The 19,401-nt window shown below is 63.0% G+C and carries 18 protein-coding genes; 11 read left to right on the top strand and 7 right to left on the bottom strand.

Annotated features, from left to right (window positions below; translation table 11 throughout):
* The first annotated feature begins 51 nt into the window (after positions 1 to 51).
* Positions 52 to 996, top strand: coding sequence for an NADP-dependent oxidoreductase (locus CIK75_RS11425; RefSeq protein WP_158225955.1), 945 nt, complete (start codon positions 52 to 54; stop codon positions 994 to 996).
* 66 nt (positions 997 to 1,062) lie between these two features.
* On the opposite strand, the gene CIK75_RS11430 is transcribed toward CIK75_RS11425, so the two are convergent.
* Positions 1,063 to 1,590 (bottom strand): GNAT family N-acetyltransferase, encoded by a 528-nt coding sequence (locus tag CIK75_RS11430; protein ID WP_086995556.1) that lies wholly within the window; start codon positions 1,588 to 1,590, stop codon positions 1,063 to 1,065.
* A gap of 322 nt (positions 1,591 to 1,912) precedes the next feature.
* Between CIK75_RS11430 and CIK75_RS11435 the strand changes: the two genes are divergently transcribed.
* The 5 genes from CIK75_RS11435 to CIK75_RS11455 all read left to right on the top strand — a co-directional run bounded on the left by CIK75_RS11435 (position 1,913) and on the right by CIK75_RS11455 (position 9,878).
* Complete coding sequence (locus CIK75_RS11435; RefSeq protein ID WP_241895416.1) at positions 1,913 to 3,745, top strand: alpha/beta hydrolase; 1,833 nt, start codon at positions 1,913 to 1,915, stop codon at positions 3,743 to 3,745.
* Positions 3,746 to 4,164: 419 nt separating this feature from the next.
* The gene (locus CIK75_RS11440) at positions 4,165 to 5,085 is read left to right on the top strand and encodes an ABC transporter permease (RefSeq protein ID WP_096224432.1); all 921 of its coding nucleotides are present in this window, start codon (positions 4,165 to 4,167) and stop codon (positions 5,083 to 5,085) included.
* Between the two features lie 8 nt (positions 5,086 to 5,093).
* On the top strand, positions 5,094 to 6,017 hold the full coding sequence (locus CIK75_RS11445) for an ABC transporter permease (RefSeq protein WP_086995551.1): 924 nt from the start codon (positions 5,094 to 5,096) through the stop codon (positions 6,015 to 6,017).
* 2 nt (positions 6,018 to 6,019) lie between these two features.
* The gene (locus tag CIK75_RS11450; protein WP_096224433.1) at positions 6,020 to 8,116 is read left to right on the top strand and encodes an ABC transporter ATP-binding protein; all 2,097 of its coding nucleotides are present in this window, start codon (positions 6,020 to 6,022) and stop codon (positions 8,114 to 8,116) included.
* A gap of 43 nt (positions 8,117 to 8,159) precedes the next feature.
* Entirely contained in the window at positions 8,160 to 9,878 is a 1,719-nt protein-coding gene (locus CIK75_RS11455; RefSeq protein ID WP_158225957.1) for an ABC transporter family substrate-binding protein, read from the top strand.
* A gap of 102 nt (positions 9,879 to 9,980) precedes the next feature.
* On the opposite strand, the gene CIK75_RS11460 is transcribed toward CIK75_RS11455, so the two are convergent.
* Entirely contained in the window at positions 9,981 to 10,424 is a 444-nt protein-coding gene (locus CIK75_RS11460; protein ID WP_096224314.1) for a hypothetical protein, read from the bottom strand.
* A 161-nt stretch (positions 10,425 to 10,585) separates the two neighbouring features.
* On the opposite strand from CIK75_RS11460, the gene CIK75_RS11465 reads away from it, so the two are divergent.
* From CIK75_RS11465 to CIK75_RS11480, 4 genes are all read left to right on the top strand, one after another.
* Entirely contained in the window at positions 10,586 to 12,088 is a 1,503-nt protein-coding gene (locus tag CIK75_RS11465) for an amidase family protein (protein ID WP_096224434.1), read from the top strand.
* 81 nt (positions 12,089 to 12,169) lie between these two features.
* Positions 12,170 to 12,673 (top strand): sigma-70 family RNA polymerase sigma factor, encoded by a 504-nt coding sequence (locus CIK75_RS11470; RefSeq protein WP_096224315.1) that lies wholly within the window; start codon positions 12,170 to 12,172, stop codon positions 12,671 to 12,673.
* On the top strand, positions 12,670 to 13,254 hold the full coding sequence (locus CIK75_RS11475) for a methylated-DNA--[protein]-cysteine S-methyltransferase (protein WP_096224316.1): 585 nt from the start codon (positions 12,670 to 12,672) through the stop codon (positions 13,252 to 13,254). The genes CIK75_RS11470 and CIK75_RS11475 overlap by 4 nt, the downstream gene beginning before the upstream one ends.
* A complete protein-coding gene (locus tag CIK75_RS11480; RefSeq protein ID WP_096224317.1) occupies positions 13,251 to 13,925 on the top strand; it encodes an alpha-ketoglutarate-dependent dioxygenase AlkB in 675 nt (224 codons plus the stop codon). The genes CIK75_RS11475 and CIK75_RS11480 overlap by 4 nt, the downstream gene beginning before the upstream one ends.
* Before the next feature lie 25 nt (positions 13,926 to 13,950).
* Here CIK75_RS11480 and CIK75_RS11485 read toward each other — a convergent pair whose 3' ends face one another.
* Together CIK75_RS11485 and CIK75_RS16070 are read right to left on the bottom strand one after the other, a co-directional pair.
* Positions 13,951 to 15,306 carry an NAD(P)/FAD-dependent oxidoreductase gene (locus CIK75_RS11485; protein ID WP_096224318.1) on the bottom strand — a complete coding sequence of 452 codons (1,356 nt, stop codon included), beginning with the start codon at positions 15,304 to 15,306 and terminating at the stop codon, positions 13,951 to 13,953.
* 81 nt (positions 15,307 to 15,387) lie between these two features.
* Positions 15,388 to 15,996, bottom strand: coding sequence for an XRE family transcriptional regulator (locus tag CIK75_RS16070; RefSeq protein ID WP_158225958.1), 609 nt, complete (start codon positions 15,994 to 15,996; stop codon positions 15,388 to 15,390).
* Positions 15,997 to 16,105: 109 nt separating this feature from the next.
* On the opposite strand from CIK75_RS16070, the gene CIK75_RS11500 reads away from it, so the two are divergent.
* A complete protein-coding gene (locus tag CIK75_RS11500) occupies positions 16,106 to 17,305 on the top strand; it encodes an MFS transporter (RefSeq protein ID WP_158225960.1) in 1,200 nt (399 codons plus the stop codon).
* Positions 17,306 to 17,337: 32 nt separating this feature from the next.
* On the opposite strand, the gene cls is transcribed toward CIK75_RS11500, so the two are convergent.
* The 3 genes from cls to CIK75_RS11510 all read right to left on the bottom strand — a co-directional run bounded on the left by cls (position 17,338) and on the right by CIK75_RS11510 (position 19,315).
* Complete coding sequence (cls, locus tag CIK75_RS11505) at positions 17,338 to 18,801, bottom strand: cardiolipin synthase (RefSeq protein WP_096224319.1); 1,464 nt, start codon at positions 18,799 to 18,801, stop codon at positions 17,338 to 17,340.
* A 77-nt stretch (positions 18,802 to 18,878) separates the two neighbouring features.
* Positions 18,879 to 19,076 carry a hypothetical protein gene (locus CIK75_RS16075; protein WP_143413339.1) on the bottom strand — a complete coding sequence of 66 codons (198 nt, stop codon included), beginning with the start codon at positions 19,074 to 19,076 and terminating at the stop codon, positions 18,879 to 18,881.
* A complete protein-coding gene (locus tag CIK75_RS11510) occupies positions 19,073 to 19,315 on the bottom strand; it encodes a hypothetical protein (protein WP_096224320.1) in 243 nt (80 codons plus the stop codon). Before CIK75_RS11510 ends, CIK75_RS16075 begins: the two co-directional genes overlap by 4 nt.
* Positions 19,316 to 19,401 lie beyond the last annotated feature (86 nt).

A 19,401-nucleotide genomic window follows, 5' to 3' on the forward strand; every position in this document is an offset into this window, starting at 1 on the left:
ACGTCGATGGTCGGTGATGACCGTCGGCCAAAACCACTCCGGGAGCCGAGCATGACCGCTATCCAGATCCAGAAGTACGGGCCCACCGACCAGGTGATTGTCGCCGATTCCGGCGGCCCGAGCCAGGTCGGCGAGGGGCAACTCCTCATCCGGGTGGCCGCCGCGAGCATTAACCCGGTCGATACCGGCATTGCGCTGGGGTACATGGCCGAGGCGATGCCGCTGGACTTCCCCATCACCTTGGGTACGGACTATTCGGGGATCGTGGAAAAGGTCGGTCCCGGTGTGGAGAGTTTCTCAGTCGGCGACCTGGTCATCGGGCAGGCCGGGGTGGCGCTGGGCGGTTCCGGTACCTTCGCCGAATACGCCGTGGGTCCTGCAGTATTCGCAGCCCACGCCCCGAAGACCTTGCCGCTAGTTGAAGCTGCAACGCTGCCACTGGTCGGAGCCAGTGCCCTGCAAGCCATCGAATCACTGCGAATCATTCCAGGAATGACGGTGCTGGTACTCGGGGGAGGGGGTGCCATCGGTAGCCTGGGCGTCCAGCTGGCGCAGGCCATCGGTGCCAAGGTGATCGCTACGGCCGGTGCCGCAGATCATGAAGATGTGCTCGCGCTGGGGGCTTCGGAAGTCTACGACTATGCCGACTCATCATGGCGGGAGGGTCTCTCCGCCGTCGATGTCATCCTGGATGCCTCCCCAGGCCTGGACCCGGCACCGTACTACGGTCTTCTACGTCCGGGCGGGACGATGGTCTCACTATCGACTCAGCATGATGAAGCTGTCGCGGCAGCCGCAGGGATTTCCGCTGAGACCCAGATCAGCGTTCCGGTGACCGAGGTGCTCGAGCAGTTCGTCGCCGCCGTGGACGCGGGCCACGTGATCCTGCGGATCGGAACGACCCTCCCGTTGGTGCGGGCCGCCGAGGCATTTGCCGCGGACAAAACGACTCCCGGAAAAACGCTACTCATCGTCGCGGATCTCACTGAGCGTTAGACGGGTAGGTCGCGGATCATCACCGTAGATAGACCCGAGGGGGCTGGTTCCTGTTGTTGGAAGGGGTCAGCTGGACTGTTGGCTGGCGCGCGGGGCAAATCCCGCGGGACGGACCATGCGGATTTCTGGCAGCTCGTTGAATGCGGCGGGCAGCCGCTTCCGGGTCCCGTCCGGACGAAAGCCGTGCTTGGCGTAGAACGCCTGGGCGCGCGGGTTCTGTTCCAAGACCCATAAGTACGCAGCAGCATCTGAAATACAGGCCTCAATCAAGTCGGAGCCGAGCCCGCTTCCATGGGTCCGTGCCAGCGTGTAGATGCGATATAGCTCCACCGTGCAGGGTTTTTGCTCGTCGCGTCCGGGGCCCGATTCGGCGAACCCGACGACGGAACCGGCTCCATCGTGGGCAAGGAAGTGGGGATCTGTACCGTTGAGGAAGGAGCGGCGCCGTTGAATGCGCTCGTTCCGCTCGACGCCGACGGTGTGGAAAACGATCTGGGGCATGAGGCTCCGGTAGCTCTCTTCGAGAGCAGCGGCGTGCATGTCCACCAAGGCATCGGCATCTTCGGGGATGGCTTGGCGGATGCGGTAGCTCATGGGCCCAATCTATCGTCCTCGCCCAGCGTGCTGCCCGACTCTCCACCGAGAAAGGCGACGAGCTCCGAAGAGCAATGACTATCGTGCGCCCTACTCCGCGCGCTTCCATGCGAGGGCCGGAAGGATTGATAGTGCGTGCAGCGAGAACGGAGAGGTATTTTCCGCGGAACGATGTCAACGAATTGTCATCACAGATTAAGTGTAAAGATTTCTGACTTGTCTTGCCCCCTTGTTGATGTTGTCCATAGCCTGACTGCATGGAAAATAAATACAAGGCACCGCCGATTGCTCCGAACCGTCAACTGCCAACGGGATGTGCCCAGTGACCGCCCGTCGCTGGGCCGGCCCTTGCGCTTTCCTGGCTGCCGCAACTCTGCTCGTCGCCCCGGCGTCCGCTGGCGCCGCGACGGCGGTGACCCCGCTCCCGACCTCAACGGCGGCTCTCCCGCAGGCCCCATCACAGAAGACGGAGGCCCAGAAAGTCGACCGTGTGGCCACACCTCAGGCCGACTGGTTCGACTGCACCGACATCGCCAAAGGTGCCGATTGTGCGAATATTCCGATGCCATTGGATTACGACAAGCCCAAGGGGCAGACGACCGACGTCGCCGCATTGAGGCTGAAAGCCACCGGTAGCAAGGCCGAAAAGTTGGGAACCTTGTTCCTCAATCCCGGAGGACCGGGCGGCTCCGGCGTGCAGATGGCTGCTTCGGCGGATTTCTTCCTCAGTCCCGAACTCCGCCAACGTTTCGACGTCGTGGGGTTCGACCCCCGCGGAACCAATTTCAGTGACAACGTGGCCTGTTGGGAAAATATGGGTCAGCAGTCCGATGCCTTGCAGGGCTTCAATGTCGCCTTCCCGTTCACCAAGTCCGAAAAGAAGGCCTACATCAGTTCCTCTGAGGCGTTCGGCCAAGCCTGCGCGAGCACGGGAACCCCGCTTTCTGAATCCATGTCCACTGCCGAGGTGGCCCGGGATATGGATCTGCTTCGGCGCATGGTCGGGGATGAACAGCTCAGCTTCCTGGGCTTCTCCTATGGCAGCTACCTGGGCAATGTCTACGCCAACATGTTCCCCGACCGGGTTCGTGCGGTGGTCATCGACGGTGTGCTGGACCCGGAAGGCTGGGCCGGTACGAAGTGGAACAAGGCGCTCCCGCAGACCCAACGCATCAAATCCGGCCAGGGTGCAGCCAAGGCATTGAAGGAAATCCTCGAACGGTGCAAAGCTGCCGGCGAAGACTATTGCCAGTTGTCCGCCGATGGAGAACCGGCCAAGGCCTATCAGGCCATCGTGGCGTCGTTGAAGAAGGAGCCACTGGTCGTCAGTGCCGAAGGTGAAACCTTCGAGCTCAGCTATGCGATGTTGACGTCATTGATGCTGAATTCCTTATATGCACCCGATGCCGGGGCAACCGTGGATGGATTACTTGCCCAGGTATCCGCGCTGATGGCCGAACCTGCTGCGCAAGGCAGTGCACTGGCCAGGCGCCAGAGCCAAGCCCGCAAGGATCTGGCTGCGCGAATCACCGAGGAGGATCAGGCAGCGGGCGCGGAAGCAAAGGCGAAACAACGCATCGGCAAGTCAGCCGGTTGGGCCTTCCCCTATAGCAATGCTCCGGAGGCGTTCCAATCCGTGCTGTGCACCGATGGGACGAACCCGTACCGGGCCGGGAACTGGACCAATTACGCGGACTATGCCCAGATTCTGGCTCCGGACTTCGGGCCGTTGTGGACGTGGTCATCAGCGCCGTGTGCGGGCTCGACGTGGACCGCTCGGGACGAAGACTCCTATCGCGGGACCTTCGATCATGACACGGCCAACCCGGTGCTCGTCGTGGGCAACTACTGGGATCCCGCAACCAACTACGACGGGGCAGTCAACGCCGCTTCATTGCTGCCCAAGAGTCGCCTGCTCTCCAGCACCAACTGGGGCCACACGGCCTACGGGACGTCGGACTGCGCGACGGGCGCCGTGGACGCCTACCTCTTGAAGGGGAAACTGCCGGCACAGGGCACCGTCTGTGAGGGTGATATCCAGCCGTTCACCGTCCCGCTCGATGAGCAGGATGCGCAGGAGAATCGCCGGATGACACCGGACCGAGGGCTGCCCCCAGTGGTCCCGCCGATCCCAGGAGCCGTCCCGCGTTCCTGAGTCGACGCCGTGGAGAACCCCTTGGTTCCTTGTCCTCTTCCTGGGCGGGTCCGGGGGGTTCTTTCGTGGGCAGAAGGAAGCTACCCGTGGGCGGTCCACCTGTTTTCGACTAGGACTTTTCGGTAACTTGCAAAGTCAGAGTGGGGCTGTGCTCGAATATTTACAATGGTGACACATAAGTCATTCGTGGGACTCAATCAGTTATGGGGTATTCAGTTACTTTGTAAGGTTCACGTGACTCCGTTATGAAATTGTTGCTTCAGAGAGCGTGACACGGATCACCCATCCTTGGCAGGGTGGTTGAGGTCAAGGGCTTCGTTCCGGACGTCAGAGTCGACGCCGGGGTCCACGGCCCACTAGCTCCAGAGGAACCACGTTTGCTGAAATTCATCGCCCGAAGATTTGCTTCGTACACAGTCATGTTGTTCCTGGCAACCAGCGGGGTCTACTTCCTAGCGTCCTGGTTCCTGGACCCGCGTTCCAACTACTTGGCTCTTCGACCACAGCCCCCGGCAGAATCGATCAACTCCTCGTTGGACTATGCAGGTATCAACGATCAGACGCCGATCTTCGAGCGCTATTGGAATTGGCTCACCGATATCGTCCTCCACTGGAATTGGGGCTACAGCCCTGTGGGGGAGCCAGTCAGCGGGATTATTTGGGACCGGGCCTGGGTTAGCGTTCAACTGGTCACCATCTCTACGGTGTTGGCGATCATCATCGGCATTGCCATTGGCGTCAGAGCGGCTATCCGCAAATACAAGGCTTTTGACCATGTCACCAACTCGGTTAGTGCCGTCTTCTTGGTCATGCCGTCCTTCGTCCTGGCACTGCTGGTCGTTTTGACGTATCTGACCCTGCAACAAAAATTCGATCTCCACTGGTTCGCTGTGACGGGCTTGGGGGACGGCACATTCTTCAGCTACGTGCAACACCTCTTCCTACCCACCCTGGTGCTGACCTTGGTGGGCTACGTGGGGTTCCACCTCACCCAACGCACCTACCTGCTGGACACCATGAATGCCGATTTTGTGCGGACCGCCCGGGCCAAAGGGGTCCCGCAGAATGTCGCCATCCGTCGTCACGCACTGAGGACGTCCATGATTCCCACCGCCTATGGCATTGCGTTTTCGATCACCGGGACGGTGACGGGCGCACTGTTCGTGGAGCAGATCTTCGCGATCCACGGAGCCGGCCTTTATTTCATCGAAAGCCTCTCCAAGAACGACATTAACGGTTCCGTTGCCGTGGCATTCCTCGGTGGCGTGGCCACCTGCGCGGGACTCCTTCTCGCTGACATATTCGTTGCCTTCCTGGATCCCCGGATCCGGATCTCCTAAGGGGCCCCATGACTACTAATGCGAGCGTTGAATTTTCCAACCAAGACAGCGAAACCCGGATCACCGTTAAGCGCACGTCGAAGCACCGGCTGATCCTGCGTCGCTTCTGCCGCAATAAGCAAGCTGTCATCGGCGTCGTCATCGTCCTGCTGATGGTCTTCTACGCCATCTTCGCGAAGTACATGACGGAGTGGGCTTATGACGAACCAGATTTCTTGAACCTCAAGCAACCACCGAGCGCCGAGCATTGGTTGGGTACCGACATCGTCGGTGGCGACCTGTTCGTTCTGTCGGCCCGCGGGTTGGGGCGATCCCTCATGATCGGTTTCATCGCCTCCATCGGTATCACCGTCATCGCTGCCTTCGTCGGGGCAGCCATCGCCTACGTCGAAGGCTGGTCCGAGACGATCGGGACCTGGATCCTGGACATGCTCTTGGTCGTGCCCACGTTCTTTTTGCTCGCCATCATGGTGTCCAAATCAACGGGAACGAGCGGTTGGATCTGGTTGACCTTCGCGCTGATGCTCTTCGGATGGATCGGCTATGCACGAGTGCTTCGTTCCATTGCCCAATCTCTCCGCGACCGTGAATACGTGGCAGCCGCCAGATACATGGGGGTGAAACCGCTGACTATTCTCTGGCGTCATATGATCCCCAACCTGGGCTCGATCCTGATCATCCACACCGTGCTCGGTGTCGTCTATGCCGTTGAAGCGGAGACGGGCCTGTCCTTCATTGGTTTCGGGATCACCCCTCCGGATACTTCCCTGGGCGTATTGATCAAATCAGGGTCGGCGACGCTGATGACCGCCCCATGGATGTTCCTGACGCCCGCGCTGCTACTGCTCGCCCTGTGTTACAGCATGACCAAGATCGGGGATGGCCTGCGGGACGCCCTGGACCCCTCGTCGGAATCCGGAGGCAAGGCATGACCATGACCCATCCCGCAGAACTCGGTGATACGCGGGCATCGTCAACAGAACCCGTCCTTTCCGTCAGGGACCTGACAGTCAGCTACGGCAGTGAAGCTGGCCCGGTGCGGGCCGTCAGAGGAGTCTCCTTCGACCTACTGCCCGGGCGCACCCTGGCCATCGCCGGTGAATCGGGTTCCGGGAAGTCGGCCGCCTCGCTGGCCATTATGGGACTTCTCCCCAGTTCAGCCGTCGTCGACGGATCCGTCCGACTCGATGAACGCGAACTGCTGCGGCTGAACGACCGGGAGATGTCATCGGTGCGAGGCCTTGAAATGAGCATGATCTTCCAGGACCCGCTGTCGGCATTGACCCCGGTTTTCACCATTGGCCAGCAAATCGCCGAAGCCTTGGACACTCACCAGGACCTCAACCGCGACCAGGTCATGAAGCGCTCCATGGAACTATTGGATCTGGTGGGAATCTCCGATCCTGCAGCACGTTTGAAGGCCTACCCTCACCAGTTTTCCGGAGGTATGCGCCAGCGGGTGATGATTGCCATCGCCATTGCCAATGACCCGAAGGTCCTCATCGCCGATGAGCCGACGACGGCGTTGGACGTCACTATCCAAGCCCAGGTCCTCGACGTGTTGAAGCTTGCACAGCGTGAGACCGGAGCAGGCGTCGTCATGATCACCCATGACCTCGGGGTCGTGGCGAATATGGCCGACGACGTCATGGTCATGTACGCCGGCAAGCCAGTGGAACACGGAACGGTCGACGCGGTGTTTGGTGCCCCGCAGATGCCCTACACCATGGGTCTGCTGGCCGCAGTTCCCCGTCCAGACCGCAGCACTTCTGGCCCGCTGGTACCGATCGAGGGGAACCCGCCTTCGCCGGTGATCCTTCCTCCGGGATGCCCCTTTGCCGAGCGCTGCCCCATCGCCGTAGACCAGTGCACGGAGGCCGAACCGGCCTTGGTCGCCCATGGTGGGCCCAACCCGCACGATGCTGCCTGCATCCGTGCTGACGAGATCGTCGAACAAGGGCTGAAATACACCGACGTTTATCCGATACCTGAGCTTCCACCACGTGACGTCAGCGTCCCCCGTGAAGAACGCGGGACCGTGCTGGAAGTCGAGGGCCTCAAACGCCATTTCGAACTATCCAGCGGTATGCTTCGCCGCAAGGCCGGTACTGTTCGCGCCGTGGACGGGGTCACCCTAGATATCCGTCAGGGCGAGACCCTCGCCTTGGTGGGGGAGTCCGGTTGCGGGAAGACCAGCACGTTGCTGGAGATCATGCAACTGAAGCAACCCATGAATGGACGCATTGTCCTGATGGGGCGCGACGTCTCCGAACTCAGTGCTCATGACCGGCGCAAGCTGCGGTCGGATCTGCAGATCGTCTTCCAGGATCCGATGGCCGCCCTTGATCCACGGATGCCTGTGTACGACGTCATCGCCGAGCCGCTGAAGGCCCAGGGCTGGAGCAAGAAAGCCATTAATGAGCGACTCGGGATCCTCATGGAACTGGTCGGACTGAACCCGGATCACGTGGACCGCTTCCCGGAGCAGTTCTCCGGTGGACAGCGACAGCGCATCGGCATCGCCCGGGCTTTGGCCATTGAACCGTCTCTGGTGGTCCTGGACGAGCCGGTGTCAGCCTTGGACGTTTCCATCCAAGCTGGGGTCATCAACTTGCTGGAATCGTTGCAGGCCAGGCTCGGGGTCTCCTTCCTGTTCGTGGCGCACGATCTTTCGGTGGTCCGCCATGTTGCCGACCGCGTCGCCGTGATGTACCTCGGGCGGATCGTGGAGATCGGCGACGTCGAGAGCGTCTACACCCAGCCGCGCCACCCCTACACGGCGGCGTTGTTGTCGGCGGCACCGATCCCTGACCCGCAGGTGGAGCGCCAGCGCCAGCGGATCATGCTCACCGGTGAGCTCCCCAGCTCCACCGAACGGATTTCCGGATGCCGCTTCCGGACCAGATGTCCCACTTACAAGATGCTTCCGGAAGCCGATCGCGCGGTATGCGAGGCAGACGAGCCGGATCTAGTGAAAGAAGGGGAAACAGACCAGCAACGTGCATGCCACTTTCCGATGGAAATCAAATGAGGACCGGGACCAACCGGTCCCCAGCTGAATGGGAGTTTCAAGTATGAAAATGAACAAGATCCTGGCGGTCGCCGCGACGGCTTCCGTCTTCGCGCTCTCCGCTTGCGGTGGCGCGAATAATGGCGACGGCAGCGATGGCGCTGATCAGTCGGCGGCGAAGCAACCGGCCGCCGGCGTCGCACCCAACACCGATCCGCTACCCCAGCCCGAGGTTGGGCAGCTCTATAACAACCCGCAGGAACGCGACGCTGTCAAGGATGGTGGGACGCTGACCCTGTCCATCGGTGAGATTCCGCCGAACTTCAACGGATTCAACATCGATGGCAACACGGTGTATACGACCAACATCGATAATTGGACCTCTCCGACTTTGTGGAACTTCACCGAAAGTGGAGAAGCCAGCCCGGACAAGGACTACCTGCTCTCGGCCGAGCTGGTCAGTGAAGATCCCGAGACCGTCAAGTACGTGTTGAACCCGGACGCGAAGTGGAACAACGGAGACCAGATCACGTGGAAGGCCTTTGAAACCACATGGAAGACCCAGAGCGGTAAGTCGGATAAGTACAACCCGGCAGCTACCGACGGCTACGAAAACATTGAGAGCGTGAAGAAAGGTGAGAACGAGAAGGAAGCCATCGTCACCTTCAAGAAGTCGTTCTACCCCTATGAGACGCTCTTCGGAAACCTGGAACACCCGAAGAACCTGGACGCAAAGTTCTACAAAACCGGCTGGGTCAACGACCCCCACAACGAATTGCGCGCCGGACCGTATAAGGTTGGCGACCACTCCAAAACCGAGCTGACGCTGGTACCCAACCCCGAATGGTGGGGTGAGAAGCCGAAGCTGGACAAGGTGGTCTATAAACAGATGGAATCCTCCGCTTCCATCAACGCCTTCCAAAATGGAGAGATCGATGCCACCGGCGTTGGCACCGCGGACCGTCTGGCGCAGATCAAGGACATGGAAGACGTTCAGCTACGGCGCGGCTTCGACAGCTCCGTCGCCGTGTACACGTTCGGGCAGGACAGCCCGCTGTTCGAGAACGACTATGCCCGTAAGGCCTTCTCGCTGTCGACCGATCGCAAGCAGCTCCAGGAAATCGCCTATAAGGGCCTCGATTGGGAAGAGCCGCTTCCGGGCTCGGAGGTGCTCTACCCCTGGATGCCGACTTACACGGACAACTTGGACGGCTTTGAGCACGACGTTGACGCTGCCAAGAAGCTCATGGAAGACAACGGCTGGACCATGAATGATGACGGCTACTACGCCAAGGACGGAAAGGTCGCTGAGTTCAAATACGTGAACTTCGGCGATGACCCGATCTCGGATGCCCGGGCCCGCGCCCAGCAGTCGATGTCCAAGAAGGCCGGACTGAAGATGGAGATCGACAATAAGAAGAGTGCTGACTTCTCCAAGACGGTCACCAGTGGTGCCTTCGACGTGATCATCATGCGCTGGAGCCAGGGCGACCCCTACGGTTACGCCTGGGCCTGCCAGCTCTACTGCTCGGATTCCGAAAGCAACTTCTCGGGTGTGGGCAGCGACGAGGTCGATAAAATGATGAAGAAGGTCACGACAGTTGCTGATCAGGACGAGGCGCTGAAACTCGCCAATGAAGCTGAAACCAAGGCCCTCGCACAGTTCGGTACCCTTCCGCTGAGCAATGGACCTGATATGTCAGCCGTCAAGAAGGGGCTGGCCAACTATGGCCCCTCGGGCTGGTTGGTTGAAGAACCGGAGAACATCGGCTGGGAGAAGTAGACTCAGCCAACAGATGCCTGTGGCCGATCCCGCTGAGGGGTCGGCCACAGTTCATTAAGCCGCTGGTTCTCTGTGGGGAACCGGCAGCCCGACCACGGCCAACTAACGCGGTGCGTTGGCCTCTAAACGGTCAATGACAGGTTTCAGTGCGAGCAGCAGTAGTGAAGCGATCGCGGCGGCCACGAATGCGGTCAGCGTGGATGTCACCACCAAGGTGAATAAGCCGGTCAGGACGGCCAGCCCTCCGAGGAGGGACAGGACCTCCCGGGCCACCCGAAGATCCCGGGGCAGGATCAGCTTCAGGGCGAACTCCAAGACTTCATCGGCCACCAGCCAGGCCAGCAGGAAACCGGTCAGAATCAAAGCGCCCCAGGGCAGCACCCCGGGTTTGAAATCACCCAGCCCGGGAAGGGCCGCGGCGGCACCAAGACCGATGCCCAACGGCACCGAAACCAACAGCACACTACCCGCGAGGAACAGGGCCAAAACGGCGACGCCGCCGACCCCCAACGGTTCGGACGTCTGATCCGGAGGTGTCCCTGCCATGGAGGATACGTTGCCATGTCAGAGGGGCCATTCCAAGGACCCGAGCCCCACGCGGCTGTCGAGCCCGGAGCTGTGGCACACGCTCCTGCTCGGCGGGTGTTCCCGACAGCAGGGCAACGGTGGACACTGGAGGTCAATGTAGCCACCACGAAACCGGGGAAATAGTGAACGAACTCCAGCAGATGTCAGCGACTTCCCTGGTGCGTGCCATCCGCCGTCGGGACCTCTCAGCCCGGGAAGCCGTGCAATCCCAGCTGGACCGCATTGCCGAGGTGAATCCGGTGATCAACGCCGTGGTCACCCTGGCACCAGAAGAAGCCTTGGATCGCGCAGATGCGGCCGACCGGCTGACGCTCTCCGGGGCCGACCTGCCGCCGTTGCATGGACTGCCGATGACACATAAGGACACCCACGACGTGGCCGGGATGCGCAGCACTCAGGGCTCCTCGCTGTTTGCCGACCACGTGCCCGACGATGATGCGCCCATTATTGCGCGGTTGCGTGCCGCCGGAGTGATCTCCATGGGTAAGAGCAACGTCCCCGAATTCGCCGCGGGCTCCCATACCTTCAACCCGGTCTTCGGGACGACGACGAACCCCTACGACCCCACACTCAGTGCCGGAGGATCTTCCGGCGGGCTGGCCGCAGCCCTCGCCGCCGGCATCCAACCCCTGGGTGATGGATCCGATATGGGAGGCTCGCTACGCATTCCTGCATCGTTCTGCCATGTCGTCGGGTTCCGTCCCTCCCACGGGGTGATCCCGATGCCCGCCGTCGACAACGATTGGGCCTGGCTCTCGCGCACCGGACCGATGGCCCGGACCGTGGAGGATATTGCGCTGTTCATGGCGGCCACCGCTGGTCCCTCCGAGCGGGTGCTGCCCTCGGCGCCGCTGACTGGGGCTTCCTTTGCCGGGATCTTCGAAGGCTCCGGGGGAGCGGGGGGCGGTAGGAATCCCGGCGATCTGCGAGGGGTGCGGATCGGGTGGAGCCCCGACTTCGGCCTCGGCGTCCCGGTACAGGCCGAGGTCCTGGAGGTGCTGCGGAGCCAAATGCGCCACTTCGAAGAGGCCGGTGCGATCGTCGAGGAAGCCTCCATCGACTTCACGGGGGCGGATCTGGTGTTCGCACGTACGCGGGCCACCGATTTCGCCGCAGGATTGGGCCCGCTGGTGGACAGCCACCGCGACCAGATCAAGCCGGAGGTCAGCTGGAACGTCGATGCCGGGTGGTCGCTGACCGCCACCGAACTCATCGAAGCCACAGCGGCCAGAACCCGACTGGCCGCAGGCACCCGAGACTTCTTTTCCCGCTACGACCTCTTCCTCAGCCCGGCGGCCCAAGTCCTGCCCTTCGACGCGACGCTGCGCTATCCGGCAGCAATCAACGGGACCGCATCGACGTCGTACCTGGACTGGATGCGCTCCGCCTCCCTGCTCTCAGCGACCGGGGTGCCCGTCCTGGCCCTCCCGGCAGGACTGAGTTCCTCAGGGCTCCCGGTGGGCTTCCAGTTGGCGACTAACCACTACCGCGATGTCGAACTGCTGCGTTACGCGCGGGCCTTCGAAGCCCGTGCCGGCTGCGGCGGACAGCGACCTGATCTGGTGCCCGGGACCGGCCAAGCCCAAGGCCCGATCATCACGGTTGGCCCCGAACAGGGGTGAACGGCAGTTGGTGGGGCCCTGGAGGAGAATAGGCTGAAAGACGCATCTCACGTTTCCTCTCCGTCAGGCGTCTACAGGGTGATGAAGAATAAACAGGCATTCGAAACCGTTGTTCAACGGCATGGGAGAACCGTGCTGCGCGTTTGCCGTGCCGTCCTAGGGGCCGGAGCCGATGCCGACGACGCCTGGTCCGAGACGTTCCTGGCAGCACTGCAGGCCTGGCCCGGGATCGATGAGGAGACGAATATGCAGGCCTGGCTGGTTACCGTCGCCCACCGCAAGGCCATCGACGTGACCCGAACCCGCGCCCGTCAGGGAGTTCCTGCCGAATACCTGCCCGAGCCGGCCTCTGCGTGGGGCAACCCGGGGACGGGCGAGCCCGAACTCTGGGCCGCGGTGGGGCAACTGCCCACCCGTCAACGACTCGCGGTGGCCTACTACTACTTCGGCGGCATGAAACACACCGAAACGGCAGAGCTCATCGGCGGTACGGCCGAGGCCGTGAGGCGTGCAGCAGCCGACGGATTGAACACCCTGCGCCGGACCTACGGGGCCGACGCCTTCCGGGAAGGAACTCTCAAATGAACACCGACACCCCCCATGAGGCGGCGCATCTAGCGTCCCTGCGACTGGACTTGGCCGAACGGGCCGATGCCGCAGACCTCCTCGACGTGGCCTACCGGATGGTGGACAGCCCCGTTGGCCCGTTGCTCCTGGCTGCCACCGAACGAGGGCTGGTGCGGGTAGCTTTTGAACGCGAGGACTTCGACACCGTGGTCGAAACCCTGGCGTCGCGCCTGGGCTCCCGCATCCTGCGCGGCACGGCCCGGCTCGACGAGGCGGCCCGTGAAGTCGAGGAATACTTCACCGGTCACCGCCGGCACTTCGATCTGGAACTGGACCGCTCGCTGTCGGCCGGCTTCCGGCTCGAGGTCCAGCGTTACCTCCCGCACATCAACTACGGCCAGACCCTCAGCTACGCGCAGGTCGCCGACTCGGTGGGGAATCCCCAAGCGGTTCGTGCCGTGGGGTCCGCCTGTGCCAGAAACCCGCTGCCCATCGTGGTGCCCTGCCACCGGGTGGTGCGCACGGACGGCTCACTGGGCGGATACATCGGCGGGCTGGAGGCCAAGAAGGCCTTGCTGGGTCTGGAAGCCGCGGCATGAGCGGCGAGGCACTGTTCGGCGATGACCTGTTGCACCGGCCGCGCCGCGAGCTGGCTCCCGGGGCGATGTGGGTGCCCGGCTGGTTAAGGCTGGACCAGCAGCGCTGGATCGTTGACCGCTTCCACGAATGGGTCAACGGCCCGGTACCGATCCGTTCGGCACGGGTCGGCGGACATGAGATGAGCGTGAAAACCGTCTGCCTGGGATGGCATTGGCGACCCTATGAGTACACACGTGAAGCGGTGGACGTGAATGGCAACCGGGTGCTGGACGTCCCAGACTGGCTGGTCCGGCTCGGGCGCAAGGCAGTTCTCGAGGCCACCGGCGACCCGCAGGCGGGGCAGGCCTACACCCCGGACACCGCCCTGGTGAACCACTACGACGACGCCGCCCGCATGGGCATGCACCAAGACCGGGACGAACGATCCCGGGCCCCGGTGGTCTCGCTGTCCATCGGGGACACCTGCCGCTTCCGGTTCGGGAACACGGAGAACCGAAATAAACCCTATGAGGACATTGACCTGGTCTCCGGGGACCTCTTCGTCTTCGGTGGCCCCTCCCGGCTCGCCTACCACGGGGTCACCAAGGTGCATCCGGAGACGGCCCCCGCGGGCTGCGGGCTGGAGACCGGACGCATCAACATCACCTTGCGCGAAACCGGGTTGAGCTAGCGCTGCGCCCGGGCCACTCCGAGGCTCAGAAGGTGAAGCGGCCCAGGGCTTCCAGGTAGGCCTCGTGGAAGGTCGGGAACTGGGGGACCTGATCACGCAGCGTCTCGATCGGGATCGAGGTGCGGATGGCCAACGCAGCATGGTGGATCCACTCGGCTGCATCGGGACCCACCGCCCAGGCGCCGACCAATACCTGCCGCTTGGTGTCGGCGAGCAGGCCCAGACGCGAAGCCGGTTCGGGTTCGTCGATCCACGGTTTGGCCAAGGCCGCGGTGACATCCAGTTCTACGGATTCCACCGAGAGGCCCTCCTGCGTGGCCTGCTGGTGGGTTAGCCCGACGCAGGCAATATCGGGGATGCCGAAGACCACCCGCGGAATCCCGTCATAGTGGGCGGTGCGCTCCTGGCCCAGGATCGCGTCGGCGACGATGCGTCCCTGATATTTGGCCACATGGGTGAAGGGCAGGATGGCGTTGACGTCACCGATGGCCCAGACGCCCGCGGCGGCCCGACAGGAACCGTCGACGGCGATCTCGCCTTTCTCCCCGAGGGTGATGCCCGCGGCTTCGACGTCCAGGTCACCGGTGTTCGGGCGCCGTCCCGTCGCGAACACGACGACGTCTGCCGATACCTCGGGCACGTCCCCGCCCTCGAGCTCAAGCACGCTGTCCTCGCCATCGCGTCGTGCGCGGGTGGGAGAGGAATCCAACAGGACGCGGACCCCGGCCCCTTCGAGCTGTTCCAGGGTCAATTCCCCGACGCGCGGTTCCTCGCGGGACAGCAACGCCGAACCACGGTGGACCAACGTGGTGTCCACCCCGAAACGGGCCAGGAACGTGGCGGTCTCCACCCCGACGGCGCTACCCCCGACGACGACGACACGGGCCGGCAACGTCGTCGCGGTGTAGATCTCGCGGTTGGCCCAGGCCGTGATGTCTTCCAACCCCGGTAGCTGAGGGAACACCGGCGTCGTCCCGGTGGCGACGATGACGTGGGTGGCTTCCAACGCCCTCTCGCCGACCGAAACGTGCCCGGGTGCTGTAAAGCGGCCGGCTCCTCGGATGACGGTGGCACCGCGTTTTTCGTAGGCCTTCACCTGGGCCGAATCGTCGAGGTGACGGATCATGTCATCCCGGTAATCGCTGGCCGCTGCCCAGTCGAGTTCGGCGCCGGTGACCCCGGGAGTTGAACGGGCTTCGGCGAGGACCTGTGCCGGTCTCAGGAGCGTTTTGGAGGGAATGCACGCCCAATAGCCGCATTCGCCACCGATCAGCTCGCGCTCGACGACGGCGACGTTGAGTCCTGCCTTGAGCAAACGACCAGCGGCCACCTCGCCGCCGGGTCCCATGCCCAGAATGATGACATCAAAAGTGTTCTCCATGTCCCCACCGTCCCATCTTCGACGGGTGGGGGACAGGGGTGGGCCCGCGATCGAGGTGCGGACGTCGCATGCTCAAGAGAGCTAGGCCAGGCTCAACGGTCCGGTGGGGTCCTCCAACATCGTTGCTGCCGGGTAATGCACCACCACGGAGAAGACGGCGGCCGAACGTCCGTCATTGGTGTAGCTATGCTCGATGTCCCCGCCATGGGTGGCGGAATCCCCGGCAGCCAAGACCACCGAGGTGTCGTTGACCCCCAGGGTCAGTTTGCCCGAATGCACGGCCACCAACTCCCGTGTGCCCGGCGGGTGCGGGGTGCTGTGGTGGGATTCACCCACCGCCATGCGCCACTCCCAGAGTTCAGAAACATTGGCACCGCCGAGGCTGCCGGCCAGATGCGCGGTCCCGCCGTCGTCCCCCTCCCAGAGCAGCGGTCCTTCCCCGGCCCTGCGGACCTGGAAGGCATCGGGTTCGCCGGCATCCACGAGGGAGGCGAAGGCCACCCCGAGCGCGTCGGAAATGCCGGACAGCACGGCAATGGAGGGGTTCGCCTGACCCTGTTCGATGGCCACCAGTGTTCGACGGCTCACCCCGGAACGGGTGGCGACCTCGTCGAGGGACCATTGGCGGGCCGTGCGGCGGGCGCGAATGCGTTGGCCGATCAGCGTGGCGATGTCCTGGTTGCCAGTCACGGAGGTTCCTTTCATGGAGCGGAGACCATGCTACGCCAAACCGACATCAACTCCCCATGGTGATGCACTGCATAGTGCAGTATTGTGCACTCTTCGTTATGCTGGTTCGATGACTTCCTACCGTGATCTTTTCCGTGCCCCTGGCGTCCTTCGCGTCGTGGTCTCGCAACTGGTCGCGCGTTTTCCCGCAGGGATGCTCGCGTTGGCCGCGCTGATCCACGTCGAGCACGTCCACGACTCCTACACCGCCGCCGGGCTCGTCCTGGCGGCACTGGCCATCGGGCAGGCAGTCGCCGGGCCGCTGAGCAGTCGGATCTTCGGCCGTTTCGGTATGCACCGGGTCCTGCTGGTCACCCTGGTGCTCTCCGGGGTATCGATCCTGGTGCTCGCGCTTCCCGGGCTGTCCGTGACGGCGTACGCGGTGATTGCCTTCATCAGCGGGATGAGTACCCCTCCGTTCCAGCAGGCGGCCCGTTCGATCTACCCCTCGCTGGTGGCTCCCGGTGCCCGCGGGGCACTGTTCTCCTTCGACGCCTCGCTGCAGGAGATCATCTGGATCCTCGGGCCGGTACTGACCACGTTCGTCTCCCTGACCATCAACACCTCGCTGGGTGTGGTCATGGCCGCGGTCTTCGTCACCGGCGGTGGCATCTGGTTCATCACCACCGAACAGATCTCCCGTGCCGTCGCTGCGCCGCCCACGGGGCGTTTCGGCTCGGTGTTGCGCTCGCCGGCCCTGCGACTGGCAGCGGTCATCGGATTCCTGATTTGCGGCTGCATCTCGATGGTCGAGGCCTCGGTCGTGGCGACCTTCGGTGAAGGCGGAGCGCAGTCGGGCATCATCCTCGGGGTCCTGTGCGTCGGCTCACTGTCCGCAGGGCTCTACCTGGGCCGCAAGCGCATCAACCGCTACAGCACGGCACGGCGCATGGTCGTCGTCGTCATCGGCCTGGCGCTGGCCAGCGTCAGCACGGACTTCTGGTGGCTCATGGGCACGGTCTTCCTGGCCGGCCTCGGGGTCGCCCCGGTGATTGCTGCGTTGACCCAGATGACCTCATCGGGGGTTCCCGCGGCCGACGTGGCCGAAGCCTTCGGATGGACGACGACGGCGCAGCTCATCGGTGTTGCCCTCGGCTCAGCAGTGGCAGGGGCCCTCATCGACGGCCCAGGAACCCAGGCGGCATTCGTGGGTGCCACCGTGGTGGCCGTGATCACGCTCGGGGTCGCCGTGGCCGTCAAACGCGGCCAGCCGGGCGTCCCCGAAACGGTGGACGAGCTGATCGACGCGGGCTACACCAAGGCCGCCTGAGGACCCTTCCCCCAGGCTGTGGTGCGGGGAGGTTATTGCAGCGAGGAAGTGAGGCGGGCCAGGTTGTCCAGGATCTTCTCGCCCGCCGGGCGGTCCGTCCAGTCCTCCAGAACGAGTTGACGGCTATTGGCCCGGTAGCCGTCCTCGATACGGCGCACGCCCTGAACGAAATCGTGACCCTGGATCATCACGGAAACCTCCATGTTCAGGCTGAAGGACCGGATGTCCATATTGCTGGAACCAATCACCGCAACATCGTCATCGATAGTGAAGTGCTTGGCGTGGAGCACCGTCGGCGAAGCGTAGAGGTGGATCTTCACCCCGGCGCGCAGCAAGGCCTCGTAATAAGAGCGTTGGGCATGGTGGACCAATTTCTGGTCCCCGATCTCGGAAACGAAGAGTTCGACGTCCAGACCGCGGGCCGCCGCGGTGATCATCGCCAACAAGGTCGATTCCTCGGGCACGAAGTATGGGCTGGTGATGCCGATCCGGTGTTCGGCCTTGTGGATCAGGGAGACGTAGAGCTTGAGGTTATTGTCGTTCTCGAAACTCGGGCCGCTGGGTAGCACCTGGGCATCGAGGAGCCCGGACTCTTCGGGGAGAACCACTGGCGTGGTGTCCAACGAGAGCAGCTCATCCGTTTCGCTGAACCAATCGGTGACGAAGACAGCTTCGAGCTCGCGTACCGCAGGGCCTTCCAGCCGAACCATCAGCTCATGCCAGTGCAGGCCGAGTTTCTCGTTTTTGGCCTTGTGGTATCCGGCGTCGATCATATTCTGCGACCCGGTGAAGCCGATATGTCCATCGACGATGACGAGTTTGCGGTGATTTCGCAGGTCGGGACGTTGCCACTGTCCCCGCCAGGGGCGCAACGGGAGCATGGTGTGGAATTCGGCTCCCAGATGCTCGAGCACCGTCCGGGTATGTCGACGGTGCGGAGCCATGAAGCCGGATACATGGTCCGAAAGCACCCTGACCTTCACCCCACGGGCCACCGCGCGGGCGAGTGCTGCAAAGAACGGTGCCGTGGAATCATCGTGGACCAAGATGTAGAACTCGACGTGCACGTAGTTCAGGGCGGTGTCGATATCCCGGGCCATCTCTTCGAAACAACCTTGGTAGTCGTCGAGGAGATCGATGCGGTTGCCGCCGACCATGGGCAAGGCGCCCAAATTCTCGTTGAGCGTCACCACCGAACGCAGCCAGTCTGGCCACTGGGAACTATTGCCGACCCGGTGCAGCCCTTCGGTACGTTCCAGAATCAGCTCATTGACCTGCCGCTGTTTCTCACGGCGTTTGCGGGGAAGCCGACTGAGCCCGATGAGGAAGAAGACCAGTGCACCGAGGAAGGGGAGGAAGATGATGACCAACAGCCAGGCGACCGCCGTGGACGGACGGCGGTTGGCCGAGATCAGCACGATGGCGACGGTACCCAAAACGGCGTGAAGGCCAATGAGCAGCAGGGCAGCTGTGTCGACGGCGTCGAGGGAGATCATGGATTCAGCCTGTCACGCCGGGGACGAACCCGGAAGGAGGCGCCCGTCATTGGGAACCGGCAGTTGCCGCCGGCTGGTTAGCGCTCCGGCTCCTTCTGTTCTTCGTCGGGCTCTACCGCAACACCATCGCGTTCGCTTTCAAGGTGCCGCCGAAGCTTCTCTTCGGTTTCTTGGCGCCGCCGGGTCATATTCCGGAAATCATCCTCTTCGCCGCTATGCGGGCCTGCTTGGCGGCGCTCCGCGCGCTGCAAAGGAGTCCTTCGTCGCTCGCTCATGCTCCCGTCCACCCTGCCGGGTCGCGGAGGACCTGCTCGCGCTGGGGATCGGTCTGGGGCTCCGGCGGGAACTCGATGGGGTCGATGGACGGTTCTGGCCATGGTTCGGCCGGCTCCGGTGAGGTGGGAGGGTCGGTGGCCGGGACGGTGCTCGGGCTGGGCTCGGGATGCATGGGCGGCTGCGTCGGATCGCCGGGGATCGACACCCTGCCTTCCGGAAGGGGCTGTTCCTGGTACATGGCTCTGCTCCAATGTTCGGACGGATCGCCCACACGCGATGGGCGGCGCCAGCGCGGTACAGGCTTGGTGAGTACCCCGAGCGTCC

The organism is Glutamicibacter sp. BW78 (genome assembly GCF_002332245.1).
Taxonomy (GTDB): domain Bacteria; phylum Actinomycetota; class Actinomycetes; order Actinomycetales; family Micrococcaceae; genus Arthrobacter_H; species Arthrobacter_H rhombi_A.

What these genes read in the sequence shown, in the direction of transcription:
- CIK75_RS11425 (WP_158225955.1), top strand. Translation starts at nt 52, where the DNA reads ATGACCGCTATCCAGATCCAGAAGTACGGGCCCACCGACCAGGTGATT.
- CIK75_RS11430 (WP_086995556.1), bottom strand. Translation starts at nt 1,590, where the DNA reads ATGAGCTACCGCATCCGCCAAGCCATCCCCGAAGATGCCGATGCCTTG.
- CIK75_RS11440 (WP_096224432.1), top strand. Translation starts at nt 4,165, where the DNA reads ATGTTGTTCCTGGCAACCAGCGGGGTCTACTTCCTAGCGTCCTGGTTC.
- CIK75_RS11445 (WP_086995551.1), top strand. Translation starts at nt 5,094, where the DNA reads ATGACTACTAATGCGAGCGTTGAATTTTCCAACCAAGACAGCGAAACC.
- CIK75_RS11450 (WP_096224433.1), top strand. Translation starts at nt 6,020, where the DNA reads ATGACCCATCCCGCAGAACTCGGTGATACGCGGGCATCGTCAACAGAA.
- CIK75_RS11455 (WP_158225957.1), top strand. Translation starts at nt 8,160, where the DNA reads ATGAAAATGAACAAGATCCTGGCGGTCGCCGCGACGGCTTCCGTCTTC.
- CIK75_RS11460 (WP_096224314.1), bottom strand. Translation starts at nt 10,424, where the DNA reads ATGGCAGGGACACCTCCGGATCAGACGTCCGAACCGTTGGGGGTCGGC.
- CIK75_RS11470 (WP_096224315.1), top strand. Translation starts at nt 12,170, where the DNA reads ATGAAGAATAAACAGGCATTCGAAACCGTTGTTCAACGGCATGGGAGA.
- CIK75_RS11475 (WP_096224316.1), top strand. Translation starts at nt 12,670, where the DNA reads ATGAACACCGACACCCCCCATGAGGCGGCGCATCTAGCGTCCCTGCGA.
- CIK75_RS11480 (WP_096224317.1), top strand. Translation starts at nt 13,251, where the DNA reads ATGAGCGGCGAGGCACTGTTCGGCGATGACCTGTTGCACCGGCCGCGC.
- CIK75_RS11485 (WP_096224318.1), bottom strand. Translation starts at nt 15,306, where the DNA reads ATGGAGAACACTTTTGATGTCATCATTCTGGGCATGGGACCCGGCGGC.
- CIK75_RS11500 (WP_158225960.1), top strand. Translation starts at nt 16,106, where the DNA reads ATGACTTCCTACCGTGATCTTTTCCGTGCCCCTGGCGTCCTTCGCGTC.
- cls (WP_096224319.1), bottom strand. Translation starts at nt 18,801, where the DNA reads ATGATCTCCCTCGACGCCGTCGACACAGCTGCCCTGCTGCTCATTGGC.
- CIK75_RS16075 (WP_143413339.1), bottom strand. Translation starts at nt 19,076, where the DNA reads ATGAGCGAGCGACGAAGGACTCCTTTGCAGCGCGCGGAGCGCCGCCAA.
- CIK75_RS11510 (WP_096224320.1), bottom strand. Translation starts at nt 19,315, where the DNA reads ATGTACCAGGAACAGCCCCTTCCGGAAGGCAGGGTGTCGATCCCCGGC.